At 45.9% G+C, this 20,232-nt stretch carries 20 protein-coding genes and 1 pseudogene; 17 read left to right on the forward strand and 4 right to left on the reverse strand.

Annotated features, from left to right (window positions below; genetic code table 11):
* Positions 1-20: 20 nt before the first annotated feature.
* Positions 21-842, forward strand: coding sequence for a hydroxyethylthiazole kinase (thiM, locus tag D2962_RS05280; RefSeq protein WP_122014368.1), 822 nt, complete (start codon positions 21-23; stop codon positions 840-842).
* Between the two features lie 51 nt (positions 843-893).
* Positions 894-1,532, forward strand: coding sequence for a thiamine diphosphokinase (locus tag D2962_RS05285; RefSeq protein WP_122014369.1), 639 nt, complete (start codon positions 894-896; stop codon positions 1,530-1,532).
* Between the two features lie 4 nt (positions 1,533-1,536).
* On the opposite strand, the gene D2962_RS05290 is transcribed toward D2962_RS05285, so the two are convergent.
* Positions 1,537-2,070 carry a hypothetical protein gene (locus D2962_RS05290; protein ID WP_122014370.1) on the reverse strand — a complete coding sequence of 178 codons (534 nt, stop codon included), beginning with the start codon at positions 2,068-2,070 and terminating at the stop codon, positions 1,537-1,539.
* 184 nt (positions 2,071-2,254) lie between these two features.
* On the opposite strand from D2962_RS05290, the pseudogene D2962_RS05295 reads away from it, so the two are divergent.
* The 3 genes and pseudogenes from D2962_RS05295 to D2962_RS05305 all read left to right on the forward strand — a co-directional run.
* Positions 2,255-3,286: pseudogene (locus D2962_RS05295) on the forward strand (thioredoxin domain-containing protein); the annotation flags it as partial.
* Between the two features lie 423 nt (positions 3,287-3,709).
* Complete coding sequence (proB, locus tag D2962_RS05300; RefSeq protein ID WP_120766290.1) at positions 3,710-4,549, forward strand: glutamate 5-kinase; 840 nt, start codon at positions 3,710-3,712, stop codon at positions 4,547-4,549.
* A gap of 59 nt (positions 4,550-4,608) precedes the next feature.
* The gene (locus D2962_RS05305) at positions 4,609-5,850 is read left to right on the forward strand and encodes a glutamate-5-semialdehyde dehydrogenase (RefSeq protein WP_122014372.1); all 1,242 of its coding nucleotides are present in this window, start codon (positions 4,609-4,611) and stop codon (positions 5,848-5,850) included.
* On the opposite strand, the gene D2962_RS05310 is transcribed toward D2962_RS05305, so the two are convergent.
* Complete coding sequence (locus D2962_RS05310; protein WP_122014373.1) at positions 5,819-6,235, reverse strand: hypothetical protein; 417 nt, start codon at positions 6,233-6,235, stop codon at positions 5,819-5,821. The genes D2962_RS05305 and D2962_RS05310 overlap by 32 nt on opposite strands.
* Positions 6,236-6,375: 140 nt before the next feature.
* On the opposite strand from D2962_RS05310, the gene D2962_RS05315 reads away from it, so the two are divergent.
* The 10 genes from D2962_RS05315 to D2962_RS05360 all read left to right on the forward strand — a co-directional run bounded on the left by D2962_RS05315 (position 6,376) and on the right by D2962_RS05360 (position 15,553).
* A complete protein-coding gene (locus D2962_RS05315) occupies positions 6,376-8,085 on the forward strand; it encodes a sigma-54 interaction domain-containing protein (RefSeq protein ID WP_120766287.1) in 1,710 nt (569 codons plus the stop codon).
* 244 nt (positions 8,086-8,329) lie between these two features.
* Positions 8,330-9,238, forward strand: a complete 909-nt coding sequence (locus D2962_RS05320; protein ID WP_122014374.1) for a bifunctional enoyl-CoA hydratase/phosphate acetyltransferase — start codon at positions 8,330-8,332, stop codon at positions 9,236-9,238.
* Positions 9,239-9,359: 121 nt separating this feature from the next.
* The gene (locus D2962_RS05325) at positions 9,360-10,403 is read left to right on the forward strand and encodes a Glu/Leu/Phe/Val family dehydrogenase (protein ID WP_122014375.1); all 1,044 of its coding nucleotides are present in this window, start codon (positions 9,360-9,362) and stop codon (positions 10,401-10,403) included.
* A gap of 33 nt (positions 10,404-10,436) precedes the next feature.
* A complete protein-coding gene (gene buk, locus D2962_RS05330; RefSeq protein ID WP_120768896.1) occupies positions 10,437-11,558 on the forward strand; it encodes a butyrate kinase in 1,122 nt (373 codons plus the stop codon).
* Between the two features lie 28 nt (positions 11,559-11,586).
* On the forward strand, positions 11,587-11,832 hold the full coding sequence (locus D2962_RS05335) for a 4Fe-4S dicluster domain-containing protein (RefSeq protein WP_120768898.1): 246 nt from the start codon (positions 11,587-11,589) through the stop codon (positions 11,830-11,832).
* On the forward strand, positions 11,807-12,865 hold the full coding sequence (locus D2962_RS05340) for a 3-methyl-2-oxobutanoate dehydrogenase subunit VorB (protein ID WP_122014376.1): 1,059 nt from the start codon (positions 11,807-11,809) through the stop codon (positions 12,863-12,865). The genes D2962_RS05335 and D2962_RS05340 overlap by 26 nt, the downstream gene beginning before the upstream one ends.
* Positions 12,862-13,611, forward strand: coding sequence for a thiamine pyrophosphate-dependent enzyme (locus D2962_RS05345; protein WP_122014377.1), 750 nt, complete (start codon positions 12,862-12,864; stop codon positions 13,609-13,611). The genes D2962_RS05340 and D2962_RS05345 overlap by 4 nt, the downstream gene beginning before the upstream one ends.
* The gene (locus D2962_RS05350) at positions 13,608-14,159 is read left to right on the forward strand and encodes a 2-oxoacid:ferredoxin oxidoreductase subunit gamma family protein (protein ID WP_122014378.1); all 552 of its coding nucleotides are present in this window, start codon (positions 13,608-13,610) and stop codon (positions 14,157-14,159) included. Before D2962_RS05345 ends, D2962_RS05350 begins: the two co-directional genes overlap by 4 nt.
* A 119-nt stretch (positions 14,160-14,278) precedes the next feature.
* Complete coding sequence (locus D2962_RS05355; protein ID WP_122014379.1) at positions 14,279-14,623, forward strand: winged helix-turn-helix domain-containing protein; 345 nt, start codon at positions 14,279-14,281, stop codon at positions 14,621-14,623.
* Between the two features lie 30 nt (positions 14,624-14,653).
* The gene (locus D2962_RS05360) at positions 14,654-15,553 is read left to right on the forward strand and encodes a radical SAM protein (protein WP_122014380.1); all 900 of its coding nucleotides are present in this window, start codon (positions 14,654-14,656) and stop codon (positions 15,551-15,553) included.
* Here D2962_RS05360 and D2962_RS05365 read toward each other — a convergent pair.
* Together D2962_RS05365 and D2962_RS05370 are read right to left on the reverse strand one after the other, a co-directional pair.
* Entirely contained in the window at positions 15,550-16,596 is a 1,047-nt protein-coding gene (locus D2962_RS05365; RefSeq protein WP_122014381.1) for a zinc-dependent dehydrogenase, read from the reverse strand. The two genes, D2962_RS05360 and D2962_RS05365, sit on opposite strands and share 4 nt — an antisense overlap.
* Positions 16,597-16,672: 76 nt before the next feature.
* Positions 16,673-17,521 carry a class II fructose-bisphosphate aldolase gene (locus tag D2962_RS05370; RefSeq protein WP_122014382.1) on the reverse strand — a complete coding sequence of 283 codons (849 nt, stop codon included), beginning with the start codon at positions 17,519-17,521 and terminating at the stop codon, positions 16,673-16,675.
* Between the two features lie 235 nt (positions 17,522-17,756).
* Here D2962_RS05370 and D2962_RS05375 point away from each other — a divergent pair, with 235 nt between their 5' ends.
* Entirely contained in the window at positions 17,757-19,013 is a 1,257-nt protein-coding gene (locus tag D2962_RS05375; protein WP_122014383.1) for an MFS transporter, read from the forward strand.
* Positions 19,014-19,099: 86 nt separating this feature from the next.
* Entirely contained in the window at positions 19,100-20,215 is a 1,116-nt protein-coding gene (locus tag D2962_RS05380) for an aminopeptidase (RefSeq protein WP_122014384.1), read from the forward strand.
* Positions 20,216-20,232: the final 17 nt, after the last annotated feature.

Genomic DNA, 20,232 nt, shown 5'->3' on the forward strand with positions numbered 1-20,232 from the left:
TTTAGAGAGGTGATAATTAAATGCTTGACAGTGTAATTAAGGTTCTGAATGATGTAAGAAAAAAAACACCGTTGATTCATGCGATCACCAACAATGTTGTTATCAATGATAATGCCAATGCTCTGTTAAGTTTCGGCGCATCGCCGGCTATGGTCGTATCTCCTGATGAAGCATACGATTTCACCGCAATTTCAAAAGCGCTTTATATAAATATCGGCACGATAAATGATGAAATAAGGCATACCATTATTAATTCCACGTTGTCAGCGAAAGAGCACAAAGTGCCTGTTGTCGTTGACCCGGTTGGATGTGCGGCAATTAAAAGCAGAGTGGATTTTGTAAAAATGCTTTTAAAAATAGGTAATATAGACATAATCAAGGGCAACGTCGGTGAAATTAAAGTATTATTAGGAGTAGAGACAAAAGTGAGAGGAGTCGATTCCCTGGACGATGGCAATGATGCACCAGATGTCTGCTATGAACTGGCAAATTCAATAAATACAACGATTGTCGCTACAGGTAAGTTCGATTATATCAGCGATAGCAGGCGGAAGATCATAGTCAAAAACGGCACAGAAATGTTTACAAAAATAACAGGTGCAGGTTGCACCCTTGGAGCCATCATGGCAGCCACCAGGGCAGTATGCGATGACAGTGTACTGGCAGCACTGACCGCACTTTTGGCAGTAAATATAGCCGGGGAACTTGCAGCGGAAGAAAGCACTCTTCCCGGAACATTTAGAACTAAATTTTACGATTATTTATATATTTTAAATGGGGATTTGATTAAAGAAAGGGCAAAATTTGAAGAAATCGGAGGTAAGATTAGTGAAACATTTTGATCAAGAAAATAAAAAATATACCTATATATAAAATGAGCAGGGTGAGATTCTATGAAAGCTGTTATTTTTGCCGGTGGTACTGTAGATGATTACCGGTTGCAAAAAAAGTATGTAGTTGGAGCGGATATTATAATCTGTGCCGACAGCGGAGTGCGCCACGCCTTTATGATGGGTATAACTCCTGATCTTGTAGTGGGGGACATGGATTCGGTGGTGCCGGAAGACTTGAACAGAATAAAGGAACTAGGAATAGAACAGGAGACATTTGCTGCCGAAAAAGATTTTACAGATACGGAACTGGCCCTGGAAAAAGCTTATCAAAGGGGAGCCACAGAGGCCGTCATTCTGGGTGGAATTGGGGACAGGCCCGATCACAGCCTTGCGAATATATTGTTGATGGTAAATTTCAAGAAAAGGGGCCTGGAAATAAGGCTGGCGGGAGAAAACTGGGAGATGTTCCTGATAGAAGGGCAGGTACAAATATCCGGCAAAAAAGGAGACCTGCTTTCGTTGATTCCTTTGAGCAGGGAAGTGTCGGGCATTGAAACCCGGGGGCTCTATTACCCCCTGAAAAACGAAACAATCCCTATGGGAACATCCCGGGGGATCAGCAATGTGTTTCTTGGGGACGAGGTAATGGTAAGGACGAAAAAAGGCTTGCTGCTGGCAGTGAAACTTGCAAGAACATAGGGTCTTACCACGCCCGGAGCCTGTTGCCTGCACTGTAAGAAAAACTGCCTGCGGTATATACTTCCCACCGGTCTGTAGAAATAAAAATTCCAGTTTCCCGACCCCCGGCTATCTCAGGGTAGGTACCGCCCGTAGAAGCGATGACGGAGCCTCCTGTGGCTGCGGAAAGTTTTATGGAGAAATTGCCTGCAAGGTCACATCCAAATAACAATATTTGGGAACCCCCAGCAAATAGAATATCCCCTTTTTGAATCCGAGCGGCCAGGTCGCTGACATAGGCCGCTCTTTTTGTGTCACTAGGTCCGGGTTCATCATAAAATCCACTCCAGTTGGTCATGATGATGCCCCGGGGATAAGAGTGGCTGAAGACTTTAATTATATAAATAGCCCCTCCTTTTTTGCATAATTCTGACAGCATTTCAAGAAATTCCTGTCCGCTGGAAGGCTTTATCACAGTATGGCCCGTCATTTCGGCCCTGTAATCGAAAGCCGCTTCTGCACCATACCCCTGGGCCGAAACGGCGATGGCTAATGCCATAACACTCACCTCGCCTTTTGGTATATATTTCAATATATTCATACCATCTAAAAAGGGTTAAAAATATTATCGTAATGAATATCATATGCAAATGGAATAATAGAATTGATTATGGTATCAGGATTGCTAACCTGGAAATCGACTTTTATACCAAAACAATTATTATTCATGAGGGGTTGTAAACATGCATGAGAATAAACCTGCAAATCGTCTTGCGGGCGAAAAATCCCCATATCTTCTTCAACATGCCCATAATCCGGTAGGTTGGTATCCATGGGGTAACGAAGCCTTCGAAAAAGCAAGAAAAGAAGATAAACCGATATTCTCAAGTATTGGCTACAGCACCTGTCACTGGTGTCATGTAATGGCTCATGAATCTTTTGAAGATGAGGAAGTAGCCGATATTTTAAATAAACATTATGTATCCATAAAAGTAGACAGGGAAGAGAGACCGGACATTGACAATATTTACATGAACGTATGTCAGGCTATGACAGGTCAGGGGGGATGGCCCCTTACTATCATCATGACCCCGGGTAAAGAGCCCTTCTTTGCGGGGACTTATTTTCCCAAAAAAGACCGCTGGGGCCGGGCCGGGCTTTTGGACATCCTTGAGCAAATAGCCGGCTTATGGCAAAAGGACCGGGAACATATTTATGACATAAGCCGGAGAGTGACGGAAGCAGTTAAAAAAATCGGTGAAACACGGCCAGGGGAGCTCACGAAACACGTGCTGGATGAAGCCTTTGAACAATTTTCTGCCAGATTTGATGACGAATTCGGCGGCTTTGGCTCTGCTCCCAAATTCCCCGCACCCCACAATCTGATTTTCCTGCTGCATTACTGGAAAGACTCCGGCGAGAAGCGGGCCCTTGAAATGGTGGAAAAGACCCTCGACTGTATGGCGCGGGGAGGCATATATGACCATATCGGCTTTGGGTTTCACCGCTATTCCACAGACCGGCGATGGCTGGTTCCCCATTTTGAAAAAATGTTATACGACAACGCCCTTATAGCCATGGTTTTCCTGGAGGGCTACCAGGCTACAGGAAATAAAAAGTATAAAGAAGTGGCAGAAGAAGTATTCAGTTATATAGAGCGGGATATGACTTCTCCCGAAGGGGGTTTTTATTTCGCCGAGGACGCCGATTCTGAAGGTTTGGAAGGCAAATTTTATATGTGGACTCCTGAAGAAGTTAAAAATATTTTGGGGAGACCAGAACCTTGAGGAGCATGCCTGCAGGATTTTCAACGCTTTTGCGGGCGAGGTAATGCTTCATCTGACGGTCTTGCCGTGGAATTTTTTATATACTTGACCGACATTTTAACACCTCTCAGCAACTGCTTGATGATTATGCGGATGCGGGCTAAATTTATCTTGTTAAATCGATAAAATTGTATTATAATGCATAGGAAAGCAAACATATTCCTTATTATAGGGCTTTCCGTAATGCATTTCAAAAAAGCTACCGCTATTTAATTGATTTTATAATGAAAGCTTTTTTATAATCATTTTATATTTTTTTTTACACAAAGTTAAAGATAAAATTCCAAAAAACCATTGTTAATTTAAATATAAGGTGTTATAATTATACATAAAATTGTATAAATATAAATTTTAGCAAGTGAGGCGGAACCGATGGGTGAGGAACATAATAAACAAACAAGGAATGTTTTTGGCAATTCTACGTATAACAGCATAGTATTTAAAGTTGGAACCACAACATTGGTCCATGATAACGGCAAGCTCAATATAGCCCGAATGGAAAAGCTCGTAAGGGTTCTGGCAGACCTTAAAAATCAGGGGAAAAATGTGGTTCTGGTGACTTCCGGAGCAATAGGTGTCGGGGCGGGGAAACTGGGGATTAAAAATAAAAAAGATGTAAAGATAAAACAGGCACTGGCGGCAGTAGGCCAGGGCATACTTATGCAGTTTTATGAGAAACTTTTTTCAGAATATAACTCGACGGTGGCGCAGATCTTACTCACCAGAGAAGATATTGAAAAGGGCTCCCGCCGTCAGAATGCCCTCAACACCATAAGAACACTGTTTGATTTTGATATTATTCCTATAATAAATGAAAACGATACCGTTGCGGTAGAAGAGATCGTATTCGGGGATAACGACACCCTGTCGGCGGTGGTGGCAAGGCTCATAGGAGCTGATCTTCTAATCCTGCTTTCCGATATAGATGGATTGTATACGGGCACCCCCTTTGAGGAGGGAACCAGTAAAATTCCGGTGGTGGAGCATATAACTCCGGAGATAGAGGCTCTGGCCGGAGAAAGCTGTACTGAATTCGGCACCGGCGGCATGAAAAGCAAGATTCTCGCCGCCAAAATAGCCACCGGGGCAGGGATTGCTATGGCTATAATAGATGGAGCAAATCCGGAATTGATTTATGATGTGCTGGAGGGGAAGAACCCGGGCACATTTTTCACACCGCAGAAAAAGTACAACGTTATCGGATTATCATGATTCAAGAGGAAATTTTGCAGCATTGGCACTGTTACTGCATTTGAAAAGGAGGCTAAACTATGGATATACAGGAAATAGGGAAAAAGGCAAAAGAGGCTTCACGGGTCCTTGCCAGCCTTTTTGCCGATATAAAAAACAGGGCCCTTTCCGAAATGGCGGCTTCACTGATGCAGGCAAAAGAAAAGATTCTGTTGGCCAATGAAAGGGACATTAACGCAGCCCGCGAAAAAGGCATGAGCGAAGCTCTGGTGGACCGCCTGAAGTTGAATGAAAGCCGTATCTTTAGCATGGTAAAAGGCTTAAAAGACCTGTGCGATCTTCCGGACCCGGTAGGCCAGGGGGAGGTAATAAAACGCCCCAACGGCCTTACCATCATGAGGCAGCATGTACCTTTCGGAGTCATAGGAATCATATATGAAGCAAGGCCCAATGTAACATCCGATGCAGCGGGCCTTTGCCTCAAGGCGGGAAGCAGCGTCATCCTCCGGGGTGGTTCCGAGGCCATAAATTCCAATAAGGCCATAGTTTCCGCCCTGGTTTCAGGAGCCGTCAAAGCCGGGATTCCGGAAGGCGCCATCCAGCTAATAGAAGACACTGGCCATGAAAGCGCCATAGCTCTCATGAAGATGAGGCAGTATGTGGACCTCTTAATACCCCGGGGAGGTGCGGGCCTCATAAAGACCGTGGTGGAAAACTCTACTGTGCCGGTGATAGAGACCGGCGTTGGAAATTGCCATGTGTATGTGGATGAAAGTGCGGATCTGGAAATGGCAAAAAATATAATAATAAATGCCAAAACCAGCAGGCCTTCGGTATGCAATGCCGCGGAAACCCTTCTGGTCCATAAATCTGTAGCCGAAAGGTTCATACCCGACGCCCTGAAAGCCCTGGAGGAAAAAGGAGTAGAACTCAGGGGATGCATTAAAACGCGTCAAATATTTCCCGGGATAAAACCTGCTTCCGAAGAAGACTGGGCTGCGGAATATCTGGACCTTATACTTGCAGTTAAAGTGGTGGATGACATCGATGAAGCCATAGAGCACATCAACCGTTACGGCAGTTCTCATTCGGAAGCCATTGTCACCAAAAATTACGACAGTGCCAATAAGTTTCTTTCCCGGGTGGATGCCGCCTGCGTTTATGTCAATGCTTCCACGAGATTTACAGACGGCGGAGAATTCGGTTTCGGAGCCGAAATAGGCATAAGCACCCAGAAACTGCACGCCCGGGGCCCTATGGGTTTAAAAGAGCTTACCACAGTCAAATACCTCATTCTCGGAGACGGGCAGGTTCGTCTTTGAGTATCGCCTCTTTCAAAACCGGTAGCCAGTGGAAAAATTCTTCCACGGCTTTGGTCCCGAGCACGGGTATATGCTTTGGAGCTGCTCCCGGTTCGGGGGCCAGTTTATAATCTTCAGGAGGAAAGGCGAAATAATGGCAGTGGTCTTCCTCATAGATCCAGTAGGGATAATATCCTTCGGCATCATACCATTTTCCCCATCCCTGGGAATCCATCTCTTCAGGGTCGTTGGCCACAAAATAACCCCTTTGTTTTAAGATGTCCGTCAGTCTTTTTAAGTCCACGTAAAACGGTAACTTTATATGGATTTTTTCATTTTTTATTTCATAGGGGTAAGCATCCCTTCCTTTTATGATCTCTCCTTTTGTAGTTTCAATTACCCGCAACGCGTTCACCTCATTTTTTTCTTTTGTCTTTTCTATTTTCTGTAATATAATACAAGTTTAAACTGGTATTTTTTAAGCAGGGAAATATTATAAAATGTAGAATAGTAATATATATCGAAAAAAATTAAAGGAGAGGCGCCATGCTTTCCATTGAAGAGATAATTTCCATCCTGGATGCCATTAGTGATGGCCTGATTGCCGTTGACAAAAATGGATATATTACGATTCTGAACACTTCGGCCGAAAAGTTACTGAAACTAAAAAGGGATGAGGTGCTGGGTGAAAAAGTTTCGGAAATTGTTCCGAATACCAGGCTTCATATCATTTTGGAGACCGGGAAACCCGAAGTGAACCAATTTCAACATATAGATGATGTTACCATACTGACAAACCGTATGCCGGTATTTGATAAAAATGGCTGTGTGGCTGGAGCGGTTGCAATTTTTAGAGACATGACCGAAGTCAAACATTTGGCCGAAGAAATTACAAACTTGAAGGACATTCAGAGCATGCTGGAAGCCATAATAAATTCCACCCAGGATGCTATATCGGTGGTGGATGTGGAGGGCAGGGGCATACTCATAAATAAGGCTTACACCAAACTTATAGGTTTAACAAAAGAGGACGTTATAGGAAAACCGGCAACAGTAGATATTGCCGAGGGTGAAAGCGTGCATTATAGAGTTTTGAAAACCAGAAAACCTTTGAAGGGTGTTCCTATGCTGGTAGGGCCCAATAAAAAGGAAGTTATAGTGAATGCCGCGCCCATAATGGTGGGTGAGTGCCTTAGAGGCAGCGTGGCGGTGGTCCATGATGTGTCGGAAATAAAGAGACTTACCGAAGAACTGGATCTGGTGAAGCGCAGAGTGCGCCATCTAGAAGCCAAGTATTCCTTCGATGATATAGTAGGGCAAAGCCAGGCCATGAGGGAAGCCATAGAGGCTGCAAAAAACGCAGCGAGTACCAATGCCACCGTACTTTTAAGGGGAGAAAGCGGCACCGGGAAGGAACTCTTTGCCCATGCAATCCATAATGAGAGCGAAAGATGCCACCACCAGTTTATCAGGGTTAACTGTTCCGCCCTCACTGACAGCCTGTTGGGCAGCGAACTTTTCGGGTATGCCGACGGAGCATTTACAGGAGCAAGGCGCGGCGGAAGAAAGGGGCTTTTTGAAGAAGCCGATGGGGGTACCATATTTCTGGATGAAATCGGGGAAATAAATTTAAACCACCAGGCCATGCTGCTGCGGGTATTGAATGAAAAGGAGATAATCCGGGTTGGAGAATCAAGGCCCATACCCGTTGATGTAAGAGTAATAGCGGCCACCAATACCGATCTGGAAAAGGCAGTAAGGACAGGAAATTTCAGAAAGGATTTATATTTCAGACTTAATGTAGTTCCCATTTATATACCCGCCTTACGGGAAAGAAAAGAAGACCTGCCCCTTTTGATTGCTCATCTGATAAAAAAATACAACCAGGAATACGGCAGGGCAGTCGAAGGTATATCCGATGAAGCTGTGGAATATCTTCAGGAATACGACTGGCCCGGAAATATCCGCGAACTGGAAAATGTCATCGGCAGAGCTATGATCAACATGAAGTTCAGTGACATTAAGATAGAAAAAAAGCATATTCCACGGCTATATATGGACACGTCAGAAGTAAAGAGAAAGTTAACCGAACAGATAGAGCATTTTAAACCGTTGAAGGAAATAATGGAAGAAGCCGAAAGAGAAATTTTGAAAAACACTCTTGAGAAGGTAAATGGAAACAGAAGCGAGGCCGCAAGAGTCCTGGGAATATCGCTGAGGAATTTATTTTATAAATTGAAAAAATATAATCTTTAATGCTTCAAAGTCTCTTTTATTTAAATCCCGTGGTATATAGTTCCTCGGCAAGCGAGAAAACCATATGCCAATAATTGCGTGCAAAAAATTGCATGGTTTGAAGAGACTTGCATTTAAGAATTTACAAAAAGCCCTATTTAGGGCCTTTTTTTTATTTCACATTTAGGTACGGAATTTGCAAAAATATGTAGATGACGGTCAATGTCATCGGAACCGGCTATTGTTATGAGAGGATGGTGATAGGGTGAAACACTTGAGGGAATTGATAGAAAATGCCAATTTACTGGAAACAAAAATTGTAGCTGTGGTCAAAGCCGAAGACCCGGATGTGCTCAAAGCTGTAAAACGTACCATGGAAGCAATACCCTTAAAATCAATACTGATTGGTTCCAGGGATAAGATAGAATCTTTGCTGAGTTCCCTGGATATGGATCACAGGGGCATTGAGATTATTGAAGCCGGGGATCCCCGGGAGGCTGTGAACATCGGTGTGGATATGGCCAAACAAGGAAAAGTCCAAATGTTGATGAAGGGGCTCCTTTCCACCAGAGATTTTTTGAAGGGCATAGTATCTGAAGACAAAGCTCTGGTGGGGAATAATCTTTTAAGCCATGTAGCGGTTTTTGAATGCCCTGGCCGGGAACATCTTTTTATGGTTACCGATGCTGCCATGAATATAAACCCGGATGTCGCCCAGAAATATCAAATTCTAAAAAACAGTCTATCTGTGGCAAAAAGCCTCGGTATTACGGGCCCAAAGGTAGCCATTCTTTCTGCCGTAGAGACTGTGAACCCCGCCATTTCCTCTACCACTGATGCCGCAGTATTGTGCAAGATGGCCCAGAGGGACAAACTTTCCGCCATAGTGGACGGCCCTCTTGCCCTGGATATTTCAATATCAAAAGAAGCTTTACAACACAAGGGCATCACCTCTCCGGTGGAGGGGGATGCGGATATTTTACTTGTGCCGGAGCTAGTCAGCGGCAATATATTATACAAGTCCCTGGTGTATTTTGCAGGAGCCAGAGTGGCCGGGATAGTGGCAGGAGCCAGGGTACCCATAATACTCACTTCCAGGGCCGATTCCGATGAGAGCAAGGCTTATTCCATAGTCATGGGCATGATCATGGCTGGTGTCGATTCTAGTGTATAAAGTTAGTTTTTTGATAAAGAAGCTTATATGCTGTTTGTCTGTCGCATTTATAGGAGGCCGGAAGCCAGAGGGTTTTATACAGTGACTATCAATCTTTAGTAAATAAAGAGGGGGAGATCTTATGGAAATTTTTAAGGAGACTTTTGAAAAGGGACATGAACAGGTAGTGTTTTGCAGCGACCCGGCGGCAGGCCTGAAAGCCATCATAGCTATCCATAGCACGGTGCTGGGGCCGGCTCTGGGAGGTTTGAGAATGTGGAACTACAAAAGTGAAGAAGAAGCGCTTACCGATGTGCTTCGCCTTTCCAGGAGTATGACTTACAAAAATGCAGCTATGGGTTTAGGTCTGGGAGGGGGCAAGGCTGTAATTATTGGCGACCCGCACAGGGACAAGACGCCGGAGCTCTTCAGAGCTTTTGGCAGGTTTGTGGAAAGCCTGGGTGGGAGGTACATCACGGCAGAAGATGTAGGGACCTGTGAAGAAGACATGAATTACATTGCCCAGGAAACCTACCATGTAGTGGGCCTTACCGGAAAAAGCGGCAATCCCTCGCCGGTGACTGCTTACGGTGTGTTCCTGGGGATAAAGGCCGCTGTGGAGTGGGTTTTTGGAAGCGATGACCTCAAGGGCAAGAAAGTGGCGCTTCAGGGCCTGGGGCATGTGGGAATGGAAGTAGCCCGTTTGCTCACCGAATCAGGAGCCGAAGTGACTGCTGCGGATATTTACCCTGACAGGGTAAAGGAAGCCCAGGAAATACTGGGAGCTAAAATAGTGGAGCCGGAAAAGATTTATGAGGTGCCCTGCGACATTTTCTCTCCATGCGCTCTGGGAGCCATTATAAATGAAAACACCATAGACCGGCTAGCATGTAAGATAGTGGCGGGTGCTGCCAACAATCAATTAAAAGATGAGAATTTTGCCAGGAGATTAATGGACCGGGGAATCCTGTATGCCCCAGACTATATCATTAACGGCGGTGGAGTGATAAACGTAGCGGAAGAGCTGTCAGGCATGCCATACAGTATCGAAAGAGTATTCAGGAAGCTTTCCGTGATACCGGCCCGGTTGAAAGAGGTTTTTGCATTATCCAGATCAGAAGGTATAACCACTGCAGAAGCAGCCGATAGGGTAACAGAAAAGCGGTTTGAAAAAGTGGTGGCTTGAAGATTTTTTCACAATAAAGGAGAGGAGGGTTTTATGGAGAATACTTCATATATAATTCTCGCTATTAACCCTGGGTCTACATCTACAAAAATTGCGGTTTTTGAAGACGAAACACCTTTTATTACCGAAAAGGTGAGTCATTCCGCCGAGGAATTAAAACCCTTTGATAGAATAACGGACCAGTTTATGTTTAGAAAGGACCTGATACTTAATACTCTTCGAACAAAAAATTTTAATATGAAAAGGTTAAATGCCGTGGTAGGCAGGGGAGGTCTCATAAGACCGGTGGAGAGTGGAACCTATGTGATAGACGAATATATGCTGGAAGACCTCAAAAGCGGATATTACGGTGAGCATGCGTCAAACCTGGGCGGGCTGCTGGCCTATGAAATCGGAAAAGAATTAGGGATTCCATCCTTTATAGTTGACCCGGTAGTGGTGGATGAACTGGAGTCCCTTGCGCGTATCACGGGGCTCCCTGAGATTGAGCGGCGCTCTATATTTCACGCCCTCAATCAAAAAGCTGTGGCTCGGAAAGTGGCCAGTATAATCGGGAAAAATTACAATGAATTAAATATTATTGTAGCGCATCTTGGAGGCGGAATAACCGTGGGGGCCCATAAAAAAGGAAGAGTGGTGGATGTAAACAACGGCCTCGACGGCGAGGGCCCCTTTTCTCCCGAGAGGTCCGGCAGGCTCCCTGTCCTGGATCTGGTCAGAATGTTTGTCGACAGGGGAATGACATACGCGGATGTCAAGAAAAAAATTGCCGGCAGCGGAGGCCTGGTAGCCCATCTGGGAACCAATGATGCCAGAACCGTCAGGGCTATGATAGAACAGGGCGATGAAAGAGCCAGGCTGGTTTTCGAGGCCATGGCCTATCAGGTTGCCAGAGAAATTGGAGCCTGTGCCGCCATCCTAGAAGGTCAGGTGGACGCCATAGTTCTTACCGGTGGTCTGGCTTATGATGAAGGCTTCGTGAACTGGATAAAACAGCGGGTGGCCTTCATAGCCAGGATTTACGTATTCCCAGGAGAGGATGAACTGGAAGCCCTGGCGCAGGGCGCATTGAGGGTGTTGAAAGGGATGGAGGAAGCAAAGAGGTATGCTCAATTCCGGGAGAGAAAGGAGGCATTGACTGCTCTTACATCTTGATTTTAATTCAGACAAGGGGGCATCTTATTTGAATAAGCTGGTCATAGACAAAGACAGGTGTAAAGGATGCGGTCTCTGTGTAGAGGTATGTCCCAAAAAAATATTGCATTTTGACAATTCTATTGTAAATGTTCTAGGTTATCACCCTGTGGCCGCCTGTGAGGGGTGCATCGCCTGCGGTTTTTGTTCCACCATATGTCCCGATATAGTTTTCAGTGTATATAAAGATGTAAGGGAGGGAGAAGCGGTTGGAAAAGCTGTTGATGAAGGGTAATGAAGCGCTGGCGGAAGCGGCCATACGGGCAGGATGCCAGTGCTTTTTCGGATATCCCATAACTCCCCAGAGTGAACTTCCGGCTTACCTTGCCAGGGAAATGCCCAAAAGAGGCCGAGTCTTCCTGCAGGCCGAGAGCGAGATAGCGGCCATAAACATGGTATACGGCGCTGCAGGGGCCGGAGCCCGGGTTATGACATCTTCTTCCAGCCCGGGTATAAGTTTAAAGCAGGAAGGTATTTCATACCTTTGCGGAGCCGAACTTCCCTGCCTGATTGTGAACATTGTCAGGGGCGGGCCGGGGCTCGGCGATATACAGCCTGCCCAATCCGACTACTTCCAGGCCACCCGGGGAGGGGGCCATGGAGATTATAGGACTATAGTCTTTTCTCCGTCTTCGGTACAGGAACTGGTGGATATGGTGTATGATGCCTTCGATCTGGCTGATATTTACAGAAACCCGGTCATGATCCTGGGAGACGGTATCCTGGGGCAGATGATGGAACCCGTTGTTTTCAGGGAAAAATCCCATAGAGAATTGCCGCCAAAGACCTGGGCCACCACGGGAAAGAAAGACCGTAAGCAAAATATTATTAACTCCCTCTACCTTGATCCTGTAAAATTGGAGCAGCACAACTGGAAACTGGATAGAAAATACAGGGAAATAATGGCCAAAGAGTGCAGGTGGGAAGTGATAAACGGAGATGATGCTGAGTATTTTGTGGTAGCTTACGGTATATGTGCCAGAATCGCCTTCTCAGCGGTGGAAATGGCGAGAAACGAAGGAATAAAAGCCGGGCTTATAAGGCCCATAACACTGTGGCCTTATCCACAGAAGGCCTTCGATGATGTTATGGATAGGGCAAAGGCTTTCTTGACCGTGGAACTTTCATTGGGGCAGATGATAGATGATGTAAAACTTTCCGTCAACGGGCGGGCGCCGGTATACTTTTACGGCAGGCCCGGGGGCATGGTGCCCACGGCAGAAGATATTTTCAATGAGATCCTCAAGATGAAGGGGGCATCCAGATGAAGGTGGTTTTTGAAAGGCCCAAATCACTGCAGCTTACAAAAACCCATTATTGCCCCGGCTGCGGTCATGGTATCGTACACAGGATGGTGGCCGAGGTTATCGATGAATTTGACATTCAGGAAAAAACCATAGGCATTGCCCCGGTGGGATGTTCGGTGCTGGCATACAACTATTTCGACATTGACATGCAGCAGGCGGCCCACGGCCGGGCTCCAGCGGTGGCCACGGGAATAAAAAGGGTTCTGCCTGACAGGATTGTTTTTGCTTACCAGGGCGACGGCGACCTGGCATCCATCGGTACCGCAGAGATAGTCCATGCGGCAGGCCGGGGTGAAAATATAACCGTCATATTCATAAACAACGCCATATACGGCATGACCGGCGGCCAGATGGCTCCCACCACTCTGGTAGGTCAGAAAACCGAGACCTCACCCTACGGAAGGGATCCCAGAATGGCAGGATACCCTATAAAAGTATGCGAGATGCTCTCGGTGCTGGATGGTCCTGCATTTATTGCCAGGGTGGCCCTCACTGATGTAAAAAACATTTTGAAGGCAAAAACTCTAATAAAAAAGGCTTTCCAGATGCAGATGGAAAATCGGGGGTTTTCCCTGGTGGAAGTTCTTTCTCCATGTCCCACTAACTGGGGAATGACCCCAAATGATGCCATGAAATGGGTAAATGACGAGATGACAAAGGTATTTCCGCCGGGTGTATATAAAGAATCCAGGGAGGTGCTGGAATGAAACTGGAAGTAATAATGGCCGGATTTGGCGGGCAGGGCATCATGCTCATGGGCGAGATCCTGGCTCACAGCGCCATGATGGAGGGTAAAGAGGTTTCCTGGATACCATCCTACGGGCCCGAAATGAGGGGCGGCACCGCTAACTGTATGGTGGTGATATCGGATAAAAGAATACCATCTCCTATTATTTCCTCTCCGGATGTGCTGGTGGCCATGAATAAACCCTCTATGGAAAAATTTTCGCCGATGGTTAAACCGGGAGGGTTGATAATCCTCAACAAGGCCATGATCGATGTTAAATCCACCCGCCGGGATGTTGAGGTCCTGGAAGTCGATGCCGGCGGAATAGCCGATGAACTGGGCAACATGAAGGTTGCAAACATGGTTGCTCTGGGCGCCGTGGTGGGCAAGACCGGTATAGTAGACAGAAAAACGGTTTTAAGCTCCATAGATTATTTCCTGCCTCCCCATAGAAAGTCCATGTATGAGATAAATGAGAAGGCTTTCATGAAGGGGATGGAAATTATGGTGGAGGCAACCCCAAATTGAGAAGTCATAGAATTAAATAGTTACGTGGAAACCCTGGATATTTCCGGGGTTTTTTGTTGACTATGGTCGGGTACGGTGATAAGATTTTTCATAGAAACTTTAAAAAGTGGTGTTCTTTTATGAAGTTAAGATATAAAATCTGGCTCGAAGAAGAAGGGAAAGTGTTCGGAGATGGTCCCCTCGATATATTGCGGCGGGTGGAAAAGAGCGGTTCCCTACGTCAGGCATCGGCCGAAATAAATATGTCCTATTCCCAGGCGTGGAATCTCGTAAAAAGCCTGGAAAAAAGACTGGGTTTTGCGCTTTTAAAGCGAAAGGTGGGGGGAGAGAGCGGTGGTGGTTCAGAACTTACCGCCGAAGCCAGGGATTTAATGGATAGGTTCGAGAGGTTCAGGGAAAAAGCCGATCAGGCACTGGCATCCATATATAAAGAGATCTTTGAAAAAATTTCTGACAATGATTGATTTATGCCATGGAGAGTGGATAAATAATATATGAAAGATTTGCTGGAAAAATGCAATTTATGTCCCCGCCAATGCGGGGTTAACCGCCTGGCGGGTCAAACAGGGGTATGCAGAGCCGCCGGAGAGGTAATGGTGGCAAAAGCCTTTGCCCATAAATGGGAGGAGCCGTGCATAAGCGGGGAAAAAGGTTCGGGTACGGTGTTTTTTACCCACTGCAACATTAGGTGTATCTTTTGCCAGAACTTCAGGATAAGCCAGGAGGGGTTCGGCAAGGCCGTTACGATAGATGAGCTGGCAGGTATTTTTTTAAAATTACAGCAAAAGGGTGTCCACAACATAAACCTGGTGACTCCCACCATCTATACCCCACAGATAATCGAGACCATAAAATTGGCAAAATCGCTGGGCCTTTCGCTCCCTATAGTCTGGAACTCCAATGCCTATGAAAACGTTGAGACGTTAAAAACTCTAACTGGCCTGGTGGATGTTTACCTGCCGGATTTGAAATACTTTGATGACAGTACAGCTATAAAGTATTCCGGAGCTCCGAATTATTTCGATACCGCCACCCGGGCGATCATGGAAATGTTTTCCCAGATAGGGGAGCCAATATTTGATGATAATGGCATAATAAAAAAAGGCCTTATAATAAGACATCTAGTTTTGCCGGGACATAAAGAGGACTCTAAAAAGATATTAAAATGGATAAGCGAAAATCTGCCCAAAGGTGTCTATATAAGCCTCATGTCCCAGTATATGCCATATTATAAGGCGGAAAGCCGTCCCGAGATAAACAGGAGACTCTCCGCAGCAGAATATGACGAGGTCATAGAATATTTTTTTAATCTGGGCCTTGAAAACGGCTTCATGCAGGAAGAAGGCGCTGCTTCCGAGGAATATGTTCCAAATTTCGACCTGGGAGGTGTCTAGGGATTTATTATAACCTTCAGGGCTCTTCCGCTCGAAGCCAGGTCAAAGGCTTCTTTGTATTGAGTGATAGGGAAAGTTCTTGTTATTAGAAGGCCTGTATCTATTTTTTTGTTTTCAATCAGGCTCAAAACTTTTTTCATATGGACTACGGTGGAGTCCGATGTGCCGTGGACGAACAATTCCTTATAATGGATAATGTTGCTGTCGATGGTGATGGTGGAGCGGTCTTTGGGAAGGCCGCCAAAGAAATTCACCCTGCCCCGCTTCCTTACGGCGGAAAGGGCCTGGACCTGGGCTTCACCCGAAGGGGCTGCCACTATAACCACATCGGCGCCATGGCCACGGGTTTCCTCCATGACCGCTTTCACAAAATCCTCTTTTCCCGAGTTTACCACTCTGTCAACAACCTTTATTTTACCGGCCATTTCAAGGCGCTCCTGGGAGATTTCAGCCATTATGATTTTCGAAGCACCGAGGACCCTGGCAATCATGGCATGGGCGATGCCGACGGGTCCAGCTCCCACGATGGCCACCACATCATTTAAACCTGTATTTGAAAGCTCCTGGCCATTTAAAACACAGGACAGAGGCTCCACAATGGAAGCCTGCTCAAAACTTACACTTTCCGGAATGGGGATGACACCGCCGGTCCTGACCAACTGTTCCGGTACGGCTACATATTCGGCAAAGCTCCCGTCATACTGGTATGAAAGAGCAGTCTTATGATCGCAAAGATTTGTTAAACCCCGAAGGCAATAATAGCACTTGCCGCAGGGTACCGTCACCGAGAGCAGCACCCGGTCTCCCATGTTAAATCCCTCAACCCCGTCACTGACTTCCACTATTTCACCGGCAGCTTCATGGCCCAGAACCCTTGGAAGCGTCATGCCGTGGGATGAACCTCCTGCCTTTATGTTTCTCAAGTCACTGCCGCAAATGGCGCAGGCGCGGACTTTTACCAGGAGACCGCCTTTTGGAGCAGAAGGACTGGGGATATCCTCCAATCTCAAGTCGCTTTTACCGTGAAGCCTCAAAGCAAGCATCAAAATCACCTCTTAAAAAAATGCCGCCGCTGTTAGTTTTACTATGATGATAAAAGCAGCGGAAAATATATTCAGGCTATGCTCTATTATAGCTGCCGCAAAGATGTATTTTTTCTCTGACCAATTGCTTCATCATTTCCATGGGCTTTTCATATATTTCATGGAGCGATGCATGCTCCGGCAGCTCCGATATCGTCGCTTTTAGTCCTTTAAATAAGGCCATGCGAAGTTCAGTGGCAATATTCAGCTTGGAGATACCGGCGGCTATGGCCTCTTTTACCTGGTCATCGGGTGTTAGTGAACCGCCGTGGAGCACGAGGGGAGTGTCAGTTATTTTAACTATGTCTTTTAAACGGTCGATATCAAGCCGGGGTTGTCCCCTGTATGGTCCGTGGGCGGTGCCGATGGCCACAGCCAGAGCATCCACACCGGTTTTCTCCACAAATTCCTCAACTTCGGAAGGGACTGTAAAAAAGCCCTTTATATCTTCTGCCGAGTCCGAAAGCCCGACTCCCACATGGCCCAGTTCTGCCTCTACGCTGATACCGGCAGCATGGGCGAATTCTACTACCTGGGATGTGACCCGAATGTTCTCTGAAAGCGACAGGGTAGAAGCGTCCAGCATGACCGAATTAAATCCCAGGGAAATGTATCTTGCCACGGTTTGGATGTCGGCGCCGTGATCTAGGTGAATACACACAGGTATCCTGGAGCTTGCGGCCACTTCTTTCATCATGGGGACCAGGTAGCGCAAAGTACAGCTTTTCATATCCGGATCCAGAACCATGGCTATGACAGGGGATTTTTCCTCTTCGGCAATATCCACTACGGCCTTAAATGTCTCCAGATTATTGACATCAAAGGCTGGGACAGCGTACTTATTTTTTCGAGTTTCTGAAAGAATTTCTTTTAAAGTTGCCAGCATATAAACCCTCCTAAAAATTGAACAAATGTTAAATAGAAGAAAAAAAGTGCAAAAACATATATAAAGTAATTCGACAAATTATTTTAAAATCCTTCCCGACAGCATCATTTCAAAGGAGAAAACACTTTTAAAATCTTTATTTTATGTTAAATTTATGTTAAAATTTTATAGTGCTGCCGGAAGATTAAACAGTATAATTATTTTAATATAAAAGTAATATTCGGGAGAGAATAGGATGCAAAACGGTATAAGAAGATGGATTGCCCTGCATTTTCCTGCTTTGACCCACAGGAATTTCAGGCTCTTCTGGTTCGGTCAATGCGTATCCCTTATAGGCACATGGATGCAAAATATAGGCCAGGCCTGGCTGGTGCTAAAAATAACGGATTCATCCTTTAAGCTGGGGCTTGTGAGCGCCCTGCAGTTTACACCGGTGCTCCTGCTGTCACTTTTTGCAGGGGTAATTGTCGACAGGCTTCCCAAAAGGAGAATACTGATTTTTACTCAGACAGTCCTCATGATACTCGCCCTTATTCTGGCCACCCTAACCGCAACCGGGAAGGTGAGATACTGGCACATACTGGTACTGGCCGCCATTCTCGGGTTTGTAAACAACATAGACATGCCCGCCAGGCAGTCCTTTATAGTTGAATTGGTGGGAAAAGAGCACCTCATGAACGGCATTACCCTGAATTCCACGATATTCAATGCGGCAAGACTTATAGGTCCGGCAGTGGCCGGTTTTGTGATGGGTTTTTTCGGCATAGCGGTATGTTTTTATTTGAATGCATTGAGTTTTCTGGCGGTAATATTGGGTCTTTTGATGATTAAAATCCCGTCAGAAACAACAATAGTTCAAGACTCTTCAAAGAATAAAAAACCAGTCCTGGAAAATATAAAGGAAGGTCTAACTTACATTAAAAACACGCCTCCGGTATTCATCACCGTTATACTCATGGCATTAATAAGCACATTTTCGTTGAATTTCAATGTGCTGGTACCGGTACTGGCCAAAAAAGGGTTTGGCCTGACTGAAGAAGGCTTCGGATTCATGATGTCCTCCCTGGGAAGCGGAGCTCTCATCGGGTCTATAATGCTGGCCGCCACCACTCATAAACCTACTTCGCGGATATTAATAGGTGCCGCTCTGGGGCTGTCGGCGGCCCAGATTATACTGGGGACAGTTAACTCACAGATACTGGCTATGGTATTTCTGGCTCTGACCGGATGGATGATGGTGACTTTTACCGCTTCTGCCAACAGCACCATACAGGTAAATACGCCCGACCATCTACGAGGCAGGGTGATGAGCGTATATTCACTGGTCTTCGCCGGAGTGGCACCGCTGGGCAGCCTATTTGCCGGGTCACTGGCCGGAAGGTTTGGGGCGAGAGCGGCCTTTGCAACAGGCGGTTTTATCGGTATCATTGCGGCAGGGATTGCCGTTTGCCAGATTATCAAATTTCACAAGATATCGTCGCTTAAAGTGTGATAAAAAATTTACTCTGTTTTAAAGGATTTAATAGAATAATAGAGAAATAATTGAAATAAAGTTTAATGTTGAAAGGGGATATGAAATTGCAGGACCCGAGGTTTGAGAAACTGGCTTACAAGCTTATTCACTATTCGGTGGAATTGAAAAGGGGGGAAAAAATTCTCATAGAATCGGGCCCCGGGGAAATTCCATTAATTAAGGCGCTGATACGGGAAGCATATAGAGCAGGTGCCAGACCTTTCGTTTCATTGAATATGCAACAAATAGACCGGGAGATCCTGATGCACGTTGATGAAGAAACCTTAAAGATGATGGCAAGGTATGATTCTGCCCGCATGAAGGATATGAACGCTTATATTGGAATCAGGGGCGGTGAAAACATAGCGGAACTTTCCGATGTGCCCCAGGAAAAAAAGACTATTTACATGCAGCTTTACGTAAAGCCAGTGCACGGCGAGATACGGGTGCCGGATACCAGGTGGTGCGTTCTCCGCTATCCCAATCCATCCATGGCCCAGCTGGCCGACACCAGCATCGAAGCTTTCGAGAATTTTTACTTTGACGTGTGCTGCCTGGATTATGCCAGGATGTCCAGGGCTATGGAGCCTCTGGTAGACTTGATGAACAAAACAAAGATGGTACATATTAAAGGACCGGGCACTGACCTCACTTTCTCCATAGAAGGTTTGCCCGCCATAAAGTGCGATGGCAAGAAAAACATACCCGACGGGGAAGTCTATACCGCACCGGTTAGAGATTCGGTTAATGGAGTTATATCCTACAATACCCCTTCGATATATCAGGGGTTTACCTTTACAGATATAAGATTCGAATTTAAGAACGGCAAAATCATTAAGGCCACGGCCAATGACACCGAACGTATCAATAAAATTCTGGATACCGATGAAGGTGCCCGGTATATAGGGGAGTTTTCCTTAGGATTGAATCCGTTTATATTGAAGCCCATGAAGGATACGCTTTTTGACGAAAAAATTGCCGGAAGCATACATTTTACCCCCGGCAAGAGTTATGATGAGTGCGACAATGGCAACAAATCCGCCATCCACTGGGACCTGGTGTATATCCAGCGGCCGGAGTACGGCGGCGGTGAAATCTGGTTCGACGGCAAACTGGTAAGGAAGGATGGCATTTTTGTTCCCGAAGAACTCCGGGGATTAAATCCCGAGAATTTAAAATAATAAAAGGCTTCTAAGGA

Origin of the sequence: Biomaibacter acetigenes (genome assembly GCF_003691585.1) — a bacterium.
GTDB classification, from domain to species: Bacteria; Bacillota; Thermosediminibacteria; order Thermosediminibacterales; family Tepidanaerobacteraceae; genus Biomaibacter; species Biomaibacter acetigenes.